The 18,976-nt window shown below is 66.6% G+C and carries 15 protein-coding genes, 1 tRNA gene and 1 pseudogene; 13 read left to right on the plus strand and 4 right to left on the minus strand.

Features of this window, described 5'->3' with window-relative positions; genetic code table 11:
* Window positions 1–44: 44 nt before the first annotated feature.
* The 3 genes from ABZW16_RS02540 to ABZW16_RS02550 are packed head-to-tail and all read right to left on the minus strand — an operon-like array spanning window position 45 to window position 3,731.
* Window positions 45–1,565 carry a Y4yA family PLP-dependent enzyme gene (locus ABZW16_RS02540; protein ID WP_354951379.1) on the minus strand — a complete coding sequence of 507 codons (1,521 nt, stop codon included), beginning with the start codon at window positions 1,563–1,565 and terminating at the stop codon, window positions 45–47.
* Window positions 1,556–2,566 carry an ornithine cyclodeaminase family protein gene (locus tag ABZW16_RS02545; RefSeq protein ID WP_354951381.1) on the minus strand — a complete coding sequence of 337 codons (1,011 nt, stop codon included), beginning with the start codon at window positions 2,564–2,566 and terminating at the stop codon, window positions 1,556–1,558. Before ABZW16_RS02545 ends, ABZW16_RS02540 begins: the two co-directional genes overlap by 10 nt.
* On the minus strand, window positions 2,538–3,731 hold the full coding sequence (locus tag ABZW16_RS02550) for a TauD/TfdA family dioxygenase (RefSeq protein WP_354951383.1): 1,194 nt from the start codon (window positions 3,729–3,731) through the stop codon (window positions 2,538–2,540). The genes ABZW16_RS02545 and ABZW16_RS02550 overlap by 29 nt, the downstream gene beginning before the upstream one ends.
* A 310-nt stretch (window positions 3,732–4,041) precedes the next feature.
* Here ABZW16_RS02550 and ABZW16_RS02555 point away from each other — a divergent pair, with 310 nt between their 5' ends.
* The 9 genes from ABZW16_RS02555 (at window position 4,042) to ABZW16_RS02595 (ending at window position 13,815) form a co-directional block, all read left to right on the plus strand.
* Complete coding sequence (locus ABZW16_RS02555; protein ID WP_354951385.1) at window positions 4,042–5,559, plus strand: ABC transporter substrate-binding protein; 1,518 nt, start codon at window positions 4,042–4,044, stop codon at window positions 5,557–5,559.
* A complete protein-coding gene (locus ABZW16_RS02560) occupies window positions 5,559–6,482 on the plus strand; it encodes an ABC transporter permease (protein WP_354951601.1) in 924 nt (307 codons plus the stop codon). Before ABZW16_RS02555 ends, ABZW16_RS02560 begins: the two co-directional genes overlap by 1 nt.
* Window positions 6,479–7,339: an ABC transporter permease subunit gene (locus tag ABZW16_RS02565; RefSeq protein ID WP_354951387.1), complete on the plus strand. Its 861-nt coding sequence runs from the start codon at window positions 6,479–6,481 to the stop codon at window positions 7,337–7,339. Before ABZW16_RS02560 ends, ABZW16_RS02565 begins: the two co-directional genes overlap by 4 nt.
* A complete protein-coding gene (locus ABZW16_RS02570; protein WP_354951389.1) occupies window positions 7,336–9,111 on the plus strand; it encodes an ATP-binding cassette domain-containing protein in 1,776 nt (591 codons plus the stop codon). Before ABZW16_RS02565 ends, ABZW16_RS02570 begins: the two co-directional genes overlap by 4 nt.
* Before the next feature lie 244 nt (window positions 9,112–9,355).
* The gene (locus tag ABZW16_RS02575; protein WP_354951603.1) at window positions 9,356–10,045 is read left to right on the plus strand and encodes a lytic murein transglycosylase; all 690 of its coding nucleotides are present in this window, start codon (window positions 9,356–9,358) and stop codon (window positions 10,043–10,045) included.
* A gap of 177 nt (window positions 10,046–10,222) precedes the next feature.
* Window positions 10,223–11,509: a phosphopyruvate hydratase gene (eno, locus tag ABZW16_RS02580; RefSeq protein ID WP_354951391.1), complete on the plus strand. Its 1,287-nt coding sequence runs from the start codon at window positions 10,223–10,225 to the stop codon at window positions 11,507–11,509.
* A 173-nt stretch (window positions 11,510–11,682) separates the two neighbouring features.
* Window positions 11,683–12,324 carry a septum formation initiator family protein gene (locus ABZW16_RS02585; protein ID WP_354951393.1) on the plus strand — a complete coding sequence of 214 codons (642 nt, stop codon included), beginning with the start codon at window positions 11,683–11,685 and terminating at the stop codon, window positions 12,322–12,324.
* Entirely contained in the window at window positions 12,321–12,875 is a 555-nt protein-coding gene (locus ABZW16_RS02590) for a DUF501 domain-containing protein (RefSeq protein WP_354951395.1), read from the plus strand. Before ABZW16_RS02585 ends, ABZW16_RS02590 begins: the two co-directional genes overlap by 4 nt.
* Window positions 12,868–13,815: a Ppx/GppA phosphatase family protein gene (locus ABZW16_RS02595; protein WP_354951397.1), complete on the plus strand. Its 948-nt coding sequence runs from the start codon at window positions 12,868–12,870 to the stop codon at window positions 13,813–13,815. The genes ABZW16_RS02590 and ABZW16_RS02595 overlap by 8 nt, the downstream gene beginning before the upstream one ends.
* Window positions 13,816–13,852: 37 nt before the next feature.
* On the opposite strand, the gene ABZW16_RS02600 is transcribed toward ABZW16_RS02595, so the two are convergent.
* A complete protein-coding gene (locus ABZW16_RS02600) occupies window positions 13,853–14,674 on the minus strand; it encodes a neutral zinc metallopeptidase (protein ID WP_354951399.1) in 822 nt (273 codons plus the stop codon).
* A gap of 309 nt (window positions 14,675–14,983) precedes the next feature.
* Here ABZW16_RS02600 and ABZW16_RS02605 point away from each other — a divergent pair, with 309 nt between their 5' ends.
* The 4 genes and pseudogenes from ABZW16_RS02605 to ABZW16_RS02620 form a co-directional block, all read left to right on the plus strand.
* Entirely contained in the window at window positions 14,984–16,450 is a 1,467-nt protein-coding gene (locus ABZW16_RS02605; RefSeq protein WP_354951401.1) for a peptide MFS transporter, read from the plus strand.
* 44 nt (window positions 16,451–16,494) lie between these two features.
* Window positions 16,495–18,018 carry an amino acid permease gene (locus tag ABZW16_RS02610; RefSeq protein WP_354951403.1) on the plus strand — a complete coding sequence of 508 codons (1,524 nt, stop codon included), beginning with the start codon at window positions 16,495–16,497 and terminating at the stop codon, window positions 18,016–18,018.
* Between the two features lie 143 nt (window positions 18,019–18,161).
* Window positions 18,162–18,235 (plus strand) — tRNA-Leu (locus ABZW16_RS02615).
* 140 nt (window positions 18,236–18,375) lie between these two features.
* Window positions 18,376–18,471 (plus strand): annotated as a pseudogene (locus ABZW16_RS02620) (inorganic phosphate transporter); the annotation flags it as partial.
* Between the last annotated feature and the right edge of the window lie 505 nt (window positions 18,472–18,976).

The following is an 18,976-nucleotide window of genomic DNA, read 5'->3' on the forward strand; positions in this document are numbered from 1 at the left end:
CTCCTCGTTCGGGGCCGTAAGAGTGTGGGTTGAAGGGTGCTGGATCATTCGGCGTCGAGCGTCCAGCGGAGTCGATCGCCGGTGTCGTGCAGGATCACCTTCGGCGGAATCGGCAGTTCGTGAAATGCCGACTCATTCGAATCCATTTGGTAACCAGCGGTATTCGGGTAGATCAACAGATCGCCGACCTCGGCCCGCCGTGGCAGCGGGATGCGCCGCCAGCTGAGCATGTCCGATTCCAGACAGCTGGCCGCGCCGACGCAGGTCGGAGTGGGCTCGCCGGGGCGCGGCGGCCACAGCGTCGGATCGGGCAGGTACTCGCTGTCGAACCACTGCTCGGACAGGCTCAGACTGGTGCCGTCCACGGTGAGCAGTTGGTAGGGGTGCCCGTCCGCGTGGCGGGTCTTGCTGCCCTGTACCCGGAACACCGTGGATCCGGCCTGGTCGAGCAGTGCTCGGCCGGGTTCGATGGCGAGCCGGATATCGTTGTCGCGCAACCGCACTGCCAGTGCGTCATGCTCGAGTATCGCGGTCAGCATGGCCGGGCCGGGCGCGGGAAAGTGGTAGGGGTAGTACGAATCGAAGGACTTGCCCGCGTGGAACCATCGCTGGTTCGCGCATTCGGTGAATTCGGACCAGGCCGTGGCCGCGACATAGTCGACGCCGAATCCGCCACCGATGGAGATGGTGGTGGCCGGATGTCCGAGGGTGCGCGCTTCCGAGCAGCGGGCGATCAGATCGTCGGCCTGTTCGGCGCGGGCGATCGCGTCATAGCCGGAGAGATGGAAGCTGAAGCCCTGCAGGCGAATCGATTCGTGACCGACCGTGCCGGAAGCGCCGATCATCGAGATCGCGTGGTCCAGTTCGTCGGCGGTCATGCCGAACCGGCTGACCGATCCATCGGGCAGCACCCGGAGCAGTACCCGGGCCGCCGCGGCCGGGGTGGTGAACGCGGCCAATCGTTCGAGCTCGCCGAGACTGTCCATCGCGATCAATGCGCCGTGCCGGACCGCCAGCCACAGCAGATCATCGGATTTGGCGGGCCCGGTCACCATCAGCTCGTCGCCGCGAATACCTTGCGCCAGCGCCGCCGTCAGCTCGCCGATGCTCGAAACATCCACGCCCGCGCCATTTTCGGCGCAGGCGCGGGCGACACAGGCTGCCTTGTTCGCCTTCTTACCGTAGTAGATCGCGCCATCCACCCCGGCCCGCTCGAACGCCTGCCGGAATCCGTTGATATTCACCGTGACTCGCGCGGGATACATGACGTGGAACGGTCCACCGACCGCAAAGGCGATATCGCCCAGCAGATTCGGATCGGCGAGCAACCGCCGCTCCCAGTCGTCGGTGTGTGCGGGCAGCGGTGTCGCGCAGATGTTCAGCAGCGCCCGCACCGTCGCCAGCACCGCAGGATCAGCGGATCCGATTGTCTCCGCGGGGTGATCACCCAGCTTGATCTTGTCGCGGGTCGAGCCGTCGTCGAACGCCAGCGTGCCGTCGGGTTCGGCGGTGCCGAGGGTGGGCACCGTCTTGTCGAACTCGACCGCGCTGATATCTAGTCCCACAGGGGCACCTCCGTGCCGCGCCCCTCAGCGATGGCCCGTTCGGCGAGTGCGTGCGCGACGGCGATATCGGTGAGCACCAATCCGCTGTTGTAGACGAAGATCCGTTCGTCGTCGGAGCGGCGGGCGATCGCGCGGCGGGTGAGGATCTGCGGCAGCTCGGCATCGACCGGTCGCAGCCTGCCGTCGGGGCCGACCATATCGGTCCCGGTCAGCGCCATTTGCTGAGCGCTGGTTGCGACTACGCGGTCGGCGTGGACCAGGGTGGACGGCGCCAGTCCGTAGCCGACGAGTACGACGGTCGATCCCGGTGCGAGATCTTCGGATTCGATCGCGACCTCGGTGCCCGGCCCCGCGGTGGCCAGCACCACATCGGCGGCGCCAGCGGCCGCGCGCGGATCCTCGACGGTCTCCAGCAGCACGTGCGGGTTGTATGCGGCGAGATGGTCGCGCACCGCCGCCAGGCCCTCCGGATGCGTCCCGTAGAGCATCAGCTTGCGCAGCTGCGGATTGGCGGCGAGCAAGTGCGGCAAGGCATTTCGGCCCTGGGTGCCGGTGCCGATCAGCAGTACGCTCTCCGCACCGCGGCGTGCGGTCTCGCGCACGAGCAGCGCCGAGACCGCCGGGGTGCGCAGCGCACCGACCCTGGCGCAGTCCATCATCGCGATCGGCGCGCCGGTGGTGTCGTCGTAGAGCGTGATGGTCGTGTAGTAGCGCTTGGTGCTGCGATCGTGGCCGGGATCGAATTTGTAGGAGGTCTTCATCGCGACCACGCGGCGGCGACCATCGCGCCCGAGCATGGCGTAGGCCACCGACCAGCCGTCCGGATTCGCCACGCTGAGTTTGCGCGGATTATCCGAATCGCCCGCGGCGAAGGCGAGATACGCCTCCTCCACCGCGCGCACCACATCGGCGGGCGTGATGGGCACGTCCGCAAGATCGCTGCGGCTCAGCACGCGCAGTGGTGTGCTCCGGTCACGAGTGCTCAACGGTTCCTCGATCATGTTCTGTCGTATCCAGCCTCACTGCGGTCCGGGCGGTGGCCCGGGCCGGTACACCAGCGCTCGCGGGCGGGTTGCTCACCGCTCGGAACGGGGCGACGATCCGTTGCCCATAACCATCTTCGTCGGCCTCGGCGGCTCGCCGTTGTCGTTCTGGCAGGCGGATATTGACGCGCTTGAGCCAGCGGTCGGTGCCGTCGTAGCGCGCGGTGAACGGTACCCGACCGTGTACCGCGACGTCATTGTCCACCAATAGGAGTTCGCCAGGGGCGAGCGCGGCGGTTGCGCAGACGCGCTCGAGCTCCGCGGTGAGGCGCGCGTAGGCCAGCCGGAATTCCGTGTCGGCATCGTCGAGCGGGGTGTATGCCGGATCGTAGCGCAGCGTCAAATCCGCTGTGTCGCCGTCTGATTCGGTGCTCCACAGGGTCGGCAGCGGGGTGGCGCGGTAGTGCTCGTGGCCGGTGCCGTAGGAGACGTCGGGCAGGATCGGCAGCGTCGGCGTGCGCAGCAGTCGGCGCTCGTCGTCGGAGAGTTCGGTCCGGCGCACCGAGGAGACGGTGGTGCCGACATGGTCCGGGTTGCGCAGGCATGCCAGCATCAGCAGATTGGCCCGGTCCGGGTGGAATGCGTCCTCGGTATGCGGGCTGAGCAGGGTTCTACTGCTCGCACCCGACTGTTCGTGCTCATGGCCGGGGGAGGGCACGATGTTGTTGACGAGACGTCCGCCCTGCTGGCCCTGCCAGCCGAACGGTTCACCCGCGCTGCGGGCGAGCAGCAGCATGACGACATCGAGTTCGAATGAGCTCGCGCGACGTTCGGCGTCACCGCTCCAGCGGGCCGCCTCGACCCAACTCGGTGGTGTCGGGCCGAATTCGGCATCGGTCAAAGGCAGTGTGCCGACGATGGTGGCACCCGCGGCGGTGGCGGGCGGGCGCATGGCGACGCGCACCGCATCGGGCAACTCGCCGACTCGGGCATCGATTTGCTCGAGCAATGCCGGATCGGTCAGCGTGCGCGCGGTATCGGCCGTGCCATCGGGCCAGGAGTCGATTGTGATACATATCTCACGGGCGAGCGCGCGTACCGCATATCCGGCGGCGGTTGGTAGCTCGCGGCGTTCGATTTCCAGTGGGTGAAGCGTCTTACGTTCGGAGAGAACGCCTTTCACCAGGAATCCCTTCTTCGCATCGGTCGAAAAGCGGGGTTGTGACGATTCGATCTGCGAAGCTAGCGCCTCTGGGTGACTTAAGCAAGCCTTACCTAAGCGAGTCGTGAGAAATAGCAAGCGCGCATGACTGAGGTTAAGACTCGGCGTTGCTGGGTGTAGCTAATTTGCGGCATCGTTCTCGGGGGGCGCCCGAGTCTTGCGGCGGAGCAAAGTCCAACGACTGGACCGCTCTTAGGCTAGCCTGTCCTAGCTCGATTGGCTACGGTTTTGCGATCGCGCGGTAACTCGAATGCTCGAGGAGGGCGGCACCATGGAATGGAATCGACGACAACTCCTGCGATCGGGACTGGGCGTCGGCGCGGTGCTGTTGGCTGCCGCGTGCTCGGACGGCGGCGATTCCGGTGGGCCCGCGCGTCGCGGTGGCACCCTGCGGGTCGGTGCGCTCGGCAGCGCGGCGCGCATCGAACGCGATCCGCACGCGAATCTCAGCAATGACAGCGACTTCCTTATCGCCTCGCTGGTGTACGACGCGCTCACGGTACCGGGCGCGGACCCGAATGTTGCTGCGCGCCTTTCCAACCGGTGGGAATCCGATGCGCAGCGCCGCCGCTGGAGCTTCAGCATTGCCGACGGTGCGACCTTCCACGACGGATCCCCGGTGACCTCCGAGGATGTCGTGTGGTCGCTGCGCAGGCTGCGCACCGTGGGTGGTGCGTCGAAAATGCCTGCCGCCGTGGCGGACATCACCGCCGACGGCCCGAACCGGGTGGTGATCGCGCTGCCCGAATCGAATTCCCAACTGCCGCTGCTGGTTCGGCTGATGACCTTCACCGTCAAGAAGGACACCACCGATTTCACCAAGGCCATCGGCACCGGTCCGTTCCGGTTGGAGTCCTATCAGAGTGGCAATGCCCGGCTGGTGCGCAATGACCGCTGGCACGGTCCGGTACCGCTGCTGGATGCCATCGAGGTCACCATGTTCGACAGCGTGACGTCACTGGGGAATGCGGTGCTCGGCGGGCAGATCGATCTGGCGTCCAATGTCGGTGCGATCGCGGGACGCACTGCCGATGGGCGCGGCGATCTGCGGGTGGTCCGGCGGCCGAACGACACCATGGTCGGGGTCGCGATGCGGACCTCCGACGGGCCGTTCGCCGATGCTCGGGTGCGTGAGGCAATTCGGTTGGGGGTCGATCGGAAGGCCCTGGTCGATCAGGTGCATTCGGGTTACGGCACGATCGCCAACGACGTCCTCGGCACCGGGGATCCGTTGTACGACAACACCATTGCGCAGCGGACCCGCGATGTGGAGCGTGCGAAGACGCTGCTGCGCGATGCCGGGTTCGATACCGCTCGCGGCTACCAGCTGCGCACCAAGGCCGAGGCCCCCGGTGAGGTCGAATCGGCGAAGGTGATCGCCACGCAGTTGGCCGATATCGGACTGCGCCTCGAGGTCCTGACCCAGGAGCCGAACACCTTCTACGACGAGACCTGGTTGAAGGCGCCGCTGTACACGGTCTCCTGGGGCACCAATGATTCCGCGCTGTTCTTCGCGACCAAGCTGATGTCCTCGGGCTCCGATCGCAACGAAACCGGTTTCAAGGATGCCGAATTCGATGCTGCCACCACCAAAGCCCTGGCCGCGCCCGATGATTCGGAGTACGCGACGGCTTGTCGCGAGGTGCAGCGGATCGAATACGCGCGCGGCGGCTATCTGGTCTGGGGCATGGCCGACGGTATCGATATCGCCGCGTCCCGGGTGCGCGATGTGCCGACGCTCGGCGGCTTCGCCAGGGTGCAGTTGGAACGGGCCTGGCTCGCGCAGTGATGTCGTTCGCCCGACTCCTCGTCCGGCGGGTCATCCTGCTGATCGCGCTGCTGGCGACGGTGTTCGTGGCCGTCGACCTGCTGCCGGGGAGTGCGGCCAGCGCTGTGCTCGGCCGCGACGCCACCGCGGAGCGGATCGCGGCGAAGGAACACGAACTGGGATTGGATCGTCCGCTGCCCGCTCGCTTCGTCGAGTGGCTATCCGGTGTGGCGACCGGCGATTTCGGCCGGACTGCGCGTGGGCGATCTATCAATGAGCTACTAGCCGACAAGTTCCCGCCGACGCTGCTGCTCGGTGGACTCGCCCTCCTGCTAACGGTGGTGGCATCACTGTTGCTCGGCAGCTGGTGGGCGGCCCGGCGAGATATCTCGACCCGGTTCCTGCAACCGACTACCACAGCGGCCGCGGCGATTCCGGAGTTCGTCATCGCGACATTGCTGATCCTGGTGTTCTCGTTGGGCGCCGGATGGCTGCCCGCCGTCACCATCACCGGTCGCTCGGGCTTTCCGGCCAGCCCCGACATGTTGGTGCTGCCGGTGCTCGCGCTGGCGATACCGCAGATCGGCTGGAACACCCGGGTGGTGCGCGCGGCGCTGCTGGACGCGGCTGGGGCACCGCATGTGGAAAGTGCAGTACTGGACGGACTTTCGACCACAACGGTATTGACCCGGCATGTACTGCCGTTCGCCCTGCCGACCATCGTGGCGAGTTTCGCGACCACGGTCGGCATGCTGCTCGGTGGTGCGCTGGTGGTCGAGACCATCTTCAACTATCCGGGACTCGGTGCGGTGCTGGCGAGTTCGGTGGCCGATCGGGACTCCTCGCTGATCGCCGCGGTGGTCGCGCTGACCGGCGTGGTCATTATGGCGATGTTGGCGGCGGCGGATGGTATTCGGGCTTGGGCATTGCGAGGGCGGATATGACGAAAATTCGGCTGCTCACCGTGGTGCCCGCGCTGCTCGTGGTAGTTGCCGCCGCGCTCGGGCCGACGCTGGCGACTCGGCCCGCTGAGCAGGCGGTCGGCATTCCGTTCGCCCGGCCAGGTGCGGATGCCCCGTTGGGAACGGATCGGATCGGACGCGATGTGCTCACCCAATTGCTGTATGGCGGTTGGGGTCTGCTGTTGCTGGCCGCGGTGATCGCGGTCGCGGTGACGGCACTGGCCTGCGTGCTCGGCACCATCGCGGCGCTGCGTCCTCGGGTCGGCGCGGTGATCGAAGGTGCCGCCGACTTCGCGATCTTGCTCCCGGCCGTCCTCGGCATCCTGCTGGTGCTCACGTCCTGGCCGGACGCGGGTGTGTACGGCTTGATCGTGGTGGCCCTGCTCTTCGGCACCCCGTACTGCGCAAGGGTTTTCGCGGCTGCCGCGGCTGGCGTGGCCGCCAGTGGTTATGTCGAAGCTGCCCAGGCCAGCGGCGAGACGCTGCCGCATTTGGTGTTTCGCGAGGTGATCCCGAATCTGCGCGAAGTGCTGGCCGCTCAACTCGGCCTGCGCTTTGTCGAGGGCGTTTATGTGGTCAGCACCGCTTCATTTCTGCAATTGCCGACCACGCTCGGCGCGAGCAACTGGGCCGTCATGGTGCGCGAGAACGCCTCCGGCATGCTGCTCAACCCCTGGTCGGTGCTGGCCCCGAGCCTGGCGATCGCGGTGGTCGCGGTGAGCGTGAATGTCGCGGTCACGAGCTTCGAGCACCGCGGGCCGGGCGCGCCTCGGCGATGGGCTACGCGGCGTCCGCGCAGTGCAGACGCCATCCCCGATGTGCTGGAGGGACGAGGATGAGTGACCCGGTCGTCGTCGAGGCACTGATGGTGCGCGGTTCGAATGGTCAGGAGTTGTTCGGGCCCACCACATTCCGTATCGCCGCGGGCACGGTCACCGCACTGACCGGTCCCTCCGGATCGGGCAAGACCACATTGATGCGCGCCCTGCTCGGGCACCTACCGACGGGAGCCATCCGCTGCGCGGGTTCGGCCACGGTCGCCGGGTTTGATGTGTTGGCGCTGAATCCCACTACACTGCAACGATTCCGGCGTACCAACGTTGCCTATGTCGGACAGGATCCCGGTTCCGCCCTCAATCCGTTGATGCGGGTGCGCACCCTGCTCGATGAGGTGAGCCATTCAAAGGCGGCCGTATCCGAAACCCTGGAACTGGTCGGCCTGTCCGCCGAACACCTGCGCCGCCGCCCCGGCGAACTCTCCGGCGGTCAGCAGCGCCGAGTCGCGCTCGCCCGTGCCCTGGTCCGCAATACCGGAATACTCATCCTCGACGAACCGCTCGCTGGTCTGCACGGCGCCCTGCGCACCGAAATCGCCCGCCTGCTGGCCGATATCGCCGCCGAGCGCGCAGCGGCCATCCTGCTCTCCGGACACGACACGGCGACCATTCACGCCATCGCCGATAACGTGGTCGAACTCGGCGCGACCGGCATCGGCGGTGTTGCTGGTCCGATCCGTTCGGTAGCGTCGAACTCGCCGCAGCCGAACGAGATCGGCGCTTCGTCGAACGATCGTGTCGAGCTGTCGGTGGCACGACGCCCGGTGCTCGATACCTGGCTGGACCTGCCCGCCGATCTTGCGGAGGGGATCGGCGACGCGGTGATCGATTCGACTACGGTGCACAAGCCGGCTGGCTCGCCGAGCCAGGTGGACGCGGCGGCGCACCGGTATCCGATGTCTGACACGAAGGCGGAGTCCGAGTCGGTGGCATCGGCCGGATCTGACGTCGCAGTGGTTCGGGCGGGCGCTGTCGAAGTGCTCGAGCGGCCCGACCCGGATGCGCAGGATGCGGTGATACTGCGCTCAGGAGATAGTCCGGAACCCCTGCTGCGTGCACGGGATATCGGCGCATCGATCGACGGGCAGCAGGTGCTGGCGGGTATCGATCTCGTCCTGTCCGGCGGCTCGGCACTCGCGGTTGCCGGGGCTTCCGGCGCGGGTAAGACCACTCTCGCGCGGGTGATCGCCGGTCTGCACCACGCGGCGACCGGCTCACTCGAGCTTGCCGGTGAGCCGATTCCGGTCGGTCCGCGCCGACGAACACGTCACGGCCGCAATGGTATTCAGCTGGTCACCCAGAATCCGCGGTCCGCGCTCAATCCACGCCGAACCGTCGCCGAGACGCTCGGCCGCCCACTGCGCCGTATCGGCAAGGTACCGAAACGATCACTGGCGCAACGTGTTATCGATCTGCTGGACTCGGTCGAGCTCGCGCCGGAATTGGCGACCCGCTATCCCCACGAACTCTCCGGCGGTCAGCGTCAGCGTGTTGCCCTGGCCAGGGCGCTCGCGGCCGATCCGGCGGTGCTGGTCTGCGATGAGATCACTTCCGCCCTTGACCACGACACCGCCGTCGCCATCATGATGCTGCTGGACCGCATCCGCGCCGAACACCGCACCGGCCTACTCGTCATCACCCACGACGTGGCCCTGATCACCGGCCACTGCTCGCACGTCATCGTCCTCGACCAGGGCCGCATCGTCGAATCCGGCTCGGCGACAAAGGTGCTCACTACTCCGGCGCACCCCGCGACCCGCGAACTTCTTGGTTAGCCGCCGACCCCGGCGCAGCATATGCATGATGCGCATTAGGTATGCGAGGGCTTTTCGCGACAGCTCCAACGGCGGTTTGCTCGGTACTCTCGGATCACGGAGCGCGTGACGGCTGGGGCATGCGCCATCGGAGGGGGGCAATATGGCGCTCGGCTGGCCGCGATGCGCGTACCGCGGGTGTGGTCGTTCGGATCTGGATGATGGAGGGGTGCTCGCGAAGCTGACCGGCGTATTGGCCACCGCAATGGTGACCCTTGTGCTCGCCGGTTGCGGCACCGAACGCACGTTGCCGCCCATTCCCGAGGGCATCCCGCCCGGTCCGGGTACGCCGTTGCCGGTGATCGACCTGGACGCCCCCGGCCGCACCGCCGTGCAATTGCGCGACTGGGCCGAGGAGCAATCCGACAAACTCGGCATTCCGAGCGTCGCGCTGGAGGCCTACGGCTATGCCGCGGCGATTATGGGCAGGTCCCGGCCCGATTGCGGGATCGCATGGACCACCATTGCGGGGATCGCCAGCGTGGAGAGCAAACACGGCAGCCATCGCGGTTCGGGGGTCGATGCCGACGGCACCGTGCGCCCGCCGATCATCGGTATCCCGCTGAACGGTTCGCCGGGTGTGGCCCTGGTCCAGGACACCGATGGCGGCAAGCTCGACGGCGATCCGGACTACGACCGGGCCCTCGGCCCACTGCAATTCATTCCGGAGACCTGGAAGCGCTGGGGTGTCGACGCCAACGGTGACGGCATTGCCGACCCGCAGAATATCGATGACGCCGCACTCACCGCGGCCCGATACCTGTGCGCGAGCGGCGGCGACCTGACCTCCGAGCGCGGCTGGCAGCAAGCTCTATTGACCTACAACCAATCCAATGTGTATCTGCGGACGGTCCGCGATCGCGCCGCCGCGTACAGCGTCGGACGCCGGGCATGATCACCCATTGGACGACATGATCACCCACTGGACGAAACGACGGGCGATTCCCGCGACGATAAGACGGGATTCGTCGGAGTGCCGGTTACTGCACAGTCCGCGAGGACGCTAGGCTCGCAGACGCACGGCCCTTCCCGTCAGACCTACCGTGCCAGCAGCCGAAGGAGTGTCGTTTTCGTGGCCATCATCGAACAGGTCGGAGCTCGCGAGATCCTGGATTCTCGTGGAAACCCCACCGTCGAGGTCGAGATCGCCCTCGACGACGGCACCCTGACCCGGGCTGCCGTGCCTTCGGGCGCCTCCACCGGCGAGCACGAGGCCGTCGAACTGCGCGACGGCGGTGAGCGCTACGGCGGTAAGGGTGTGCGCAAGGCCGTCGAGGGTGTCCTCGACGAAATCGCGCCCGCCGTCATCGGACTCGACGCGGTCGAGCAGCGCACCGTCGACCAGGTCCTGCTGGATCTGGACGGCACCCCGGACAAGTCCCGCCTCGGCGCCAATGCCCTGCTCGGCGTCTCGCTCGCCGTGGCCCGCGCCGCCGCCGAATCCTCGGGCCTCGAGCTGTTCCGCTACCTGGGCGGCCCGAACGCACATGTGCTTCCGGTGCCGATGATGAACATCCTCAACGGTGGTGCGCACGCGGACAGCGGCGTCGACGTCCAGGAGTTCATGGTCGCCCCGATCGGCGCGCCGACCTTCAAGGAATCGCTGCGCTGGGGCGCCGAGGTCTACCACGCGCTCAAGTCGGTGCTGAAGGCCAAGGGTCTGTCCACCGGTCTCGGTGACGAGGGTGGCTTCGCGCCGTCCGTCGCTGGCACCAAGGAAGCCCTCGACCTGATCGGCGTCGCCATCGCGAAGACCGGTCTGAAGCTGGGCGCCGATGTCGCGCTCGCGCTCGATGTCGCCGCGACCGAGTTCTACACCGCGGGCACCGGTTACAAATTCGAGGGCAGCGTGCGCTCGGCCGCCGATATGGCGCAGTTCTACGCCGAACTTCTCGCCGCCTACCCGCTGGTCTCCATCGAGGACCCGCTGTCGGAGGACGACTGGGACGGCTGGATCGCGCTGACCGATCAGATCGGCGACAAGGTGCAGCTCGTCGGTGACGACCTGTTCGTCACCAACCCCGAGCGCCTGGAGGAGGGCATCACCAAGGGCGCGGCCAATGCGCTGCTGGTGAAGGTCAACCAGATCGGCACGCTCACCGAGACCCTCGACGCCGTCGAACTCGCGCACCGCAACGGCTACAAGACGATGATGAGCCACCGGTCCGGCGAGACCGAGGACACCACCATCGCCGACCTCGCGGTCGCGGTGGGCAGCGGCCAGATCAAGACCGGTGCTCCGGCGCGCAGCGAGCGCGTCGCCAAGTACAACCAGCTGCTGCGCATCGAGGACGCTCTCGGCGATTCCGCACGGTACGCGGGTGACGTCGCGTTCCCGCGGTTCGCGTTCGAGGGCTAGTCGATCGCGGTGTGAGCGACGGGTCCGGAGGCTAGCCGTAGCGACTGCTTGCAGGTCGCTCGAAACGATCAGCCGTAGCGACTGCTTGCAGGTCGCTCGAAACGATCAGCCTGCGTAACCATCAAGGGCCTGGGAGCACCGCAATCGGATACAGGTAGATACAGGGTGACGGTATGACAGAGCGACGTGCGCGTGGATCCAGTCCGGCCGGACGTGGGAACCGCCGCACGTCGCGCTCTGCCAGATCGCGCCCGTCGGCCGAATCCCCGGCGGCCGCGCCGAAACGGACGACCCGCAGGCGCTCCGAACCCGGCGAGAAGAAGGCCGAGGCGCGGCGCGCAAAACCGCGCGTCGCCGAGCACGATCGCACCATCCTCGGGCTCTCGACCGGCAAGGCGGTCATCCTGGCCATTGTGGTGTGCGCCCTGGCACTGACCCTGGCCGTGCCGCTGCGCACCTACTTCACCCAGCGTGCCGAGGCCGCGCACCTCGCGCAGGAGCGCATCGAACTCGAGGCCGATCTCGCCAAGTTGCGGGATCGCCGGGCCCAGCAACAGGATCCGGCCTACGTCCGCTCCGAGGCCAGGGACCGGTTGCGGCTGGTCATGCCGGGCGAGACGCCTTACATCGTGCAGGTGCCCGGTATCGAGGCGCCCGCGCCACCCGCCGCACCGACCCAGTCGAAGGCGCCCGAGCCTTGGTACACCGAGCTGTGGCGCAGTATCTCCCAACCGCAGCAGGCCCCGGCGCCACCCGCGGCCGCACCGGCCGGACCGCCTGCCGCGCCGACTCCAGCACCGGAAGGACCGAGGTGACCGCACCGACCGACCGCGATCTCGAGATCATCGCCGAGCAGCTCGGGCGCGCACCGCGCGGCGTGCTCGCCGTCGCCTACCGCACCCCGGACGGGCTGCCCGCGGTGGTCAAGACCGCGCCGCGCCTGCCCGACGGCACCCCCTTCCCGACCCTGTACTACCTGACCGATCCGCGGCTCACCGCCGAGGCGAGTCGTCAGGAATCCGCTGGCGTCATGCGGGAAATGACCGAACGCCTCGCCACCGACTCGGAATTGGCCGCCGCCTACCGCGCCGCGCATGAGAGCTATCTGGCCGAACGCAATGCCATCGAGTCGCTCGGCACCGATTTCACCGGTGGCGGGATGCCGGAGCGGGTGAAATGCTTGCATGTGCTGATCGCGCACGCGCTGGCCAAGGGTCCCGGTGTCAATCCGTTCGGCGATGAAGCGGTAGCGATGGCGGCCGATCACGGCTTGCGCGGCACCGCGATTCCCGCCGATTGGCCGAAGTACGAGCGGCCCCACCCGCCAGCCGACGGGCACGAAAACGAGCGGAGCGAAAATGAGTGACCGGGTAGCGGCCGTGGATTGCGGCACCAATTCCATCCGACTATTGATCGCCGATGTGCTCGGCGACGGCCGACTGGCGGATGTGCACCGCGAGATGCGCATCGTCCGGCTCGGCCAGGGTGTGGACGCGACCGGTGCGCTCGCACCCGAGGCCATCGAGCGCACCAGGATCGCGCTCGCCGACTATGTCGCGATGATGCGGGAGGCGGGCGTCAGCCGGGTGCGCATGGTCGCCACCTCGGCCACCCGCGATGCCGCGAACCGCGAGGACTTCTTCGCCATGGCCCGTGCCGAACTCGGCACCGTGGTGCCGGGTGCGGAGGCAGAGGTGATCACCGGTGACGAGGAGGCGCGGCTGTCCTTCACCGGCGCCGTCGGCGAATTGGCCGGCGACGCGGGACCTTTCATCGTCGTCGATCTGGGGGGCGGTTCCACCGAACTGGTCGTCGGCAATAGCGACGGTGTGCGCGCCGCGTTCTCTGCCGATATCGGCTGCGTCCGCATTACCGAGCGGTGCCTGCCGGGTAATCCGCCGACCGCCGAACAGGTCTCCGCCGCACGGGAATTCGCCACCGAACGACTATCCGAGGCCTTCGACAAGGTTCCCGTCGACGGCGCGCACACCTGGGTCGGTGTCGCGGGCACTATGACCACGCTCGCTGCCGTCGCCCTCGATCTGCCCGAATACGATTCGGAGCGGGTCCATCTCACCAGCCTGACCCTGGATCAGGTCCGCGACGTCTGCGACCGCCTGATCGGCATGAACCACGATGAGCGGGCCGCCCTCGGCCCCATGCATCCGGGCCGGGTCGATGTGATCGGCGGCGGCGCCGTCATCACCGAGGTGCTCGCCTACGAATTATCCCGCCGCGCCGACATATCCGCCCTCATCGTCAGCGAACACGACATCCTCGACGGCATCGCCATGTCCATCGCCTGAGGCGCTACCGGCGACCCGTGCGGTCGATCGGATTCGTTCACTCCACCTCGTCCGGCGTTGCCGCCCAGGTATTGCACGACGAGGTCGAGGCGGTGCGGTAGCCGGTTTCGACCCAGCGCCTGCTGTTCGTGCCGGTGCCGTGGGCCGGATCCTCCGCGACATCGGATTGGATATCGATCAGCTCGTCGGCCGCGCTCGGCGTCAACATGCCGCCGGATTGCGCCGCCGCCAACATCACTCCGGCCAGGCACTGGGCCTGTAGTTCGATGCGTCGGCTGAGTTCGAGTCCGACCGGTGACCGCTCGCCCGCGGTATCGATATCCCGGTCGGCCGTGCGCAGGATGCCGGTGGAGGACTGCAGGTGGTGCCCGTATTCGTGCATCACGACGAACAGCAGATAGTGCTCGAGCAGCGAACCCCAGCCCTGATGGATCGGATCGTCGGCGGGCCAGTACACACTGCCACCGCAGTAGAACGCCGCATCGGTCGGCCGGACCTGTTTCGAGCAGCCGGATACCACGCTGTCCACCACGACGAGTTCCAGCGGTGCGACGGACATACCGGCGGAGCGCAGCGGCGAGTCCCACACCTTGGCAAGGCAGTCCAGCATGGTCTGCACGAACTGTCGCTGGCCGGACGCGCTCATCTCGACCGGTGGCAGCTCACACTGCAACGGTGCGAGCCGCAGATCGGCGTGCAGGGTATTGGCCGTGAGCGGGGGCTCCTGCGCCGATCCGACGATGAGATCGGATTGTTCGCCGTCCACCGCGGATACCGGCGCGCATCCGGTGCCGAGCAGCGATACCAGTGTGATGATCACGGCGAGGAACAGTGCAGCCTGCGCGCTCGAATACTTCATCAGGTTCCCCCGTCCAGCCAACAAACGAGGGTTCCCCGTCCAGCGAGGCGCACTCTACCGGGAAATTCCGGCGGCTTCTCGTCGAGCGTTGTCGATGCCGAGCCAGGTCACTGGGTGGGTGCCGACGAATATTCGACATTGCCTAGAATTCGCTAGCCTGACCAATCAGTCGGGTACTTCCACGAAGTTTCGGCCGGACAGCGATTTGCTATGACCTGCAGCACGGGTGGGTTGCGTGACATCGCGCATGAACAGGGAAACTTTGTTCAGGATGCCGGAAATTTTCTGCCTATATGGGATGGTCTCAGCATGTCCGAAGCAGCAATGATGGAGCAACCGATCAGGGAGCGGACCCTGTTCGGCCACCCCATCGGGTTGACCAACCTCTTCGGAGTCGAACTCTGGGAACGCTTCTCGTTCTACGGGATGCTCACCATCCTGGGGTACTACCTCTACTACTCGACGGCCGAAGGTGGACTCGGTCTGTCGCAGAGCACCGGGGTCGGGATCGTCGGCGCCTATGGCGGGCTGGTGTATCTGTCCACGGTGCTCGGTGGGTGGGTCGCCGACCGGCTGATCGGCATGGAGCGCACCGTCTTCTACGGCGGCGTCGTGGTGATGGCCGGACATATCGCGCTGGCGATCCTGCCGGGACTGACCGGTGTCGGGGTCGGATTGGTCCTGGTCGCCCTCGGCAGCGGCGGACTGAAGGCCAATGCATCCTCGCTGCTCGGCACCCTCTACCGGCCGGGTGATCCGCGCTTCGACGGCGGATTCACGCTGTTCTATCTCGGCATCAACCTCGGCGCGTTCACCGGACCGCTGCTGACCGGTCTGCTGCAGCGGCATTGGGGCTTCCACTACGGCTTCGGCGCGGCCGCGGTCGGTATGGCGGTCGGGCTCACCCAGTACGTGGTGTTCCGGCGCAACCTCGGCACCGCGGGCCGGCATGTGCCCAATCCGCTGCCGCGCGGCGCCGTCGGGCCGGTCGCCGGGGTCGTGTCCGGTGCGGCCATCGTGATCGCGCTGGCGCTGGTCAGCGGGCTGGTGACGCTGGACAACCTCTCCGAGGTCACCACCGGTGTCATCATCGCGGCCTCGCTCGCCTACTTCGTGATCATGCTGACCAGCGCCAGGGTGACGCCGATCGAGCGCAGTCGGGTTCGCGCGTTCATTCCGCTGTTCATCGCGAATGCGGTCTTCTGGTCGCTGTTCCAGCAGATCTTCACCGTGCTCGCGGTCTACTCCGACGAGCGGATGAACTGGCGCATCTTCGGCTGGACCCCGCCGTCGAACTGGATCGGCTCGGTCGAGCCGGTGTGGATCATCTGCCTGTCGCCGCTGTTCGCGCTGATGTGGACCAAACTCGGCAATCGCGCGCCGAGCACACCGCGCAAATTCGCCCTCGGCGTCATCGGCATGGGCCTGGCGTTCTGGTTGTTCGTGCTGTTCTCGGGCGGAAGCGGAAAATCCGTCCCGGCACTTGCGGTGCTGCTCATCATGGGTGCCTTCGCGGTTTCGGAGCTGCTGCTCTCACCGATCGGCCTCTCGGTGACCACCCAGCTGGCCCCCGCGGCGTTTCGCGCGCAGATGATGGCCCTGTACTTCTTCTCTGTTGGCATCGGCACATCGATGTCCGGTACCTTGGCTCGGTTCTATGACGCGGAACACGAATTCGCTTACTTCGGTATCACCGGAGCAGTGGCGATCTGTGCCGGTTCGATCGTCGTCGCACTCACACCATGGGTGAGCCGACATATGGCCGGTGTGCACTGAACAAATCGGCGGAGAACCCGTCATTCGACAAGCAAGGAGATAGTGTGGCGACCCCAGGAACTCGATGGGGCGGTCTGTTCCGCACCAAATCGGTCGAGCAGTCCATCCGGGACACAGACGAACCCGATTCGAAACTGCGCAAGGACCTGACCGCCTGGGACCTCACCATCTTCGGTGTCGCCGTGGTCGTCGGTGCTGGCATCTTCACGCTCACCGCGCGCACCGCGGGCAATGTGGCCGGACCCTCGGTCTCCCTCGCGTTCGTCTTCGCCGCCGTCGCCTGCGGTTTGACCGCGCTGTGCTACGCCGAATTCGCCTCTACCGTGCCGGTCGCGGGCAGCGCGTACACCTTCTCCTATGCCACCTTCGGTGAGCTCGTCGCCTGGATCATCGGCTGGGACCTGATCCTGGAGTTCGCGCTCGCGGTTTCGGTGGTCGCCAAGGGCTGGTCGCAATACCTCGGTGAGGTGATGGGGTCGCATTCGCCGATCCTGCATCTGGGGCCGATCGACTTCGACTGGGGTGCCGTACTCCTCATCGCCGTGCTCGCGGTGCTGCTCGCGGTCGGCACCAAGGTGTCTTCGCGCGTTTCGGCGGTGGCCGTTGCCATCAAGCTGAGCGTTATCGCGTTGGTGCTCGTGGTCGGCGCCACCTATTTCGACAAGTCGAATCTGACGCCATATATCCCGCCGTCGCAGCAGGGCGCGGAAGGCGAGGGGCTGCGGCAGTCGCTGCTGTCCTACTTCACCGGTGCCGGGCACAGCACCTTCGGCTGGTACGGCCTGCTCGCCGCGGCCAGCCTGGTGTTCTTCGCGTTCATCGGCTTCGATGTGGTCGCGACCACCGCGGAGGAGACCAAGGATCCGCAGCGCGCATTGCCCCGTGGCATCCTCGGCTCACTGCTCATCGTCACCATTCTCTACGTCGCGGTATCCCTGATCCTCACCGGAATGGTGCCCTACACCGCGCTGTCGGGCGATAAGGCAACGCTGGCAACGGCTTTCGCACTGCACGGCGCCACCTGGACCAAGAACATCATCTCCATCGGCGCGCTCGCCGGACTCACCACGGTCGTCATGGTGATGTTCCTCGGGCAGACCCGCGTGCTGTTCGCGATGTCGCGCGATGGGCTGTTGCCGCGCCGCCTCGCGCACACCGGCAAACACGGCACGCCGGTCCGGCTCACCGTGATCGTCGGGATCGTCTGCGCCCTGCTCGCCGGTTTCGTGGACTTCGGCACCCTCGAAGAGATGGTCAATATCGGCACCCTCTTCGCCTTCGTGCTGGTCTCCATCGGCGTGCTGATCCTGCGTCGTACCCGCCCCGAACTACCGCGCGGCTTCCGTGTCCCATTGGTCCCGCTGCTCCCGATCCTCGGCGTCCTGGCCTGCCTGTGGCTGATGCTCAACCTCTCGGTCGAAACCTGGCTGCGCTTCGTGATCTGGATGGGACTGGGCCTGGTCGTCTACTTCGCCTACAGCCGCCGACACTCCGTTCTCGCAAACGCCCCCGAGCCGGATCCGGCCGACTGCCCGCCGCCGTCCAGCTCGATCACCACGCGGGAGTAGCTGCCTCCCGAGAGATCTGTGCCCCGAGCGGCCACAGGACCAATCATCGATCCGCCCCGCCGCGAACACTCTGATGACACCGGAGGGACTTGCCTGCAGCGGGAATTCCGGTACGCCAGTACGAGTCGGTACGCTAGCCGGGCGCCCCTATAGCCCAATTGGCAGAGGCAGCAGACTTAAAATCTGCAAAGTGTCGGTTCGAGTCCGACTGGGGGCACGATATGTCTCCGGCATGCGCGCAGGTCGAAATGGGTTTCGGCGGTGTCGCCAGCTGCGTCGACCAGCAGGCTGCCTAGGACCCGTAATGCCGAAGAGTGCCGGACGCATCGGCGGCAAACCGGTCAGTTTCCGCGCCGGATGTGGAATCTGCTGACCTGGCTGTTCGGCCTGCCGTCGAGTTCCTCGCACGCGCTGTTCGGCCGCCTCATCGGTGCCACCATGGCCGCACTGGGTTGGTGCGACGGCGACGTCCGGTGTGCTGAGCGCCGTCCTCGGCAATTGCCCGCGCCCACGATGTGCATTCGCGTAGGTCGATCCGGAGGGGGCGTGCCCTGACCCGGGTGAAAGCCGATAGCGACCTCGACTCGGAGCTTCTTCCGCCGGGGTTTCGCGGCACGTCACTCGAGCCAGCCGCGTTGCCGACATTCGCGAAAGTATTCGTCGTCGGCCGGTTTGCGTGTGGAGGATGTGGGGCGGGAGGGTAGCCGCAGCGCACCGTTCCGGGCTCCTCCATAGCCGTAAACGGGGATTTAGCAGCGTAAATTCCGTGGCTCCCGGTGCCGCGACAATCCTGCGGTTTCCCGGTGTCGTCAGGTCAAAAACCGAGCACAGTTAACTGCTAGCATTACTCTGGTTGAAGAATCTCAACGGCGGGTTGGAACCCTGGATCTCCCGCCGGATTCGATGTCTACCTGGTGCTGGAGTATTCGGAGCTGGTCGCGCAGTTGTTCGGATTTCA

This window comes from Nocardia sp. NPDC004604 (assembly GCF_040609795.1).
GTDB lineage: Bacteria > Actinomycetota > Actinomycetes > Mycobacteriales > Mycobacteriaceae > Nocardia.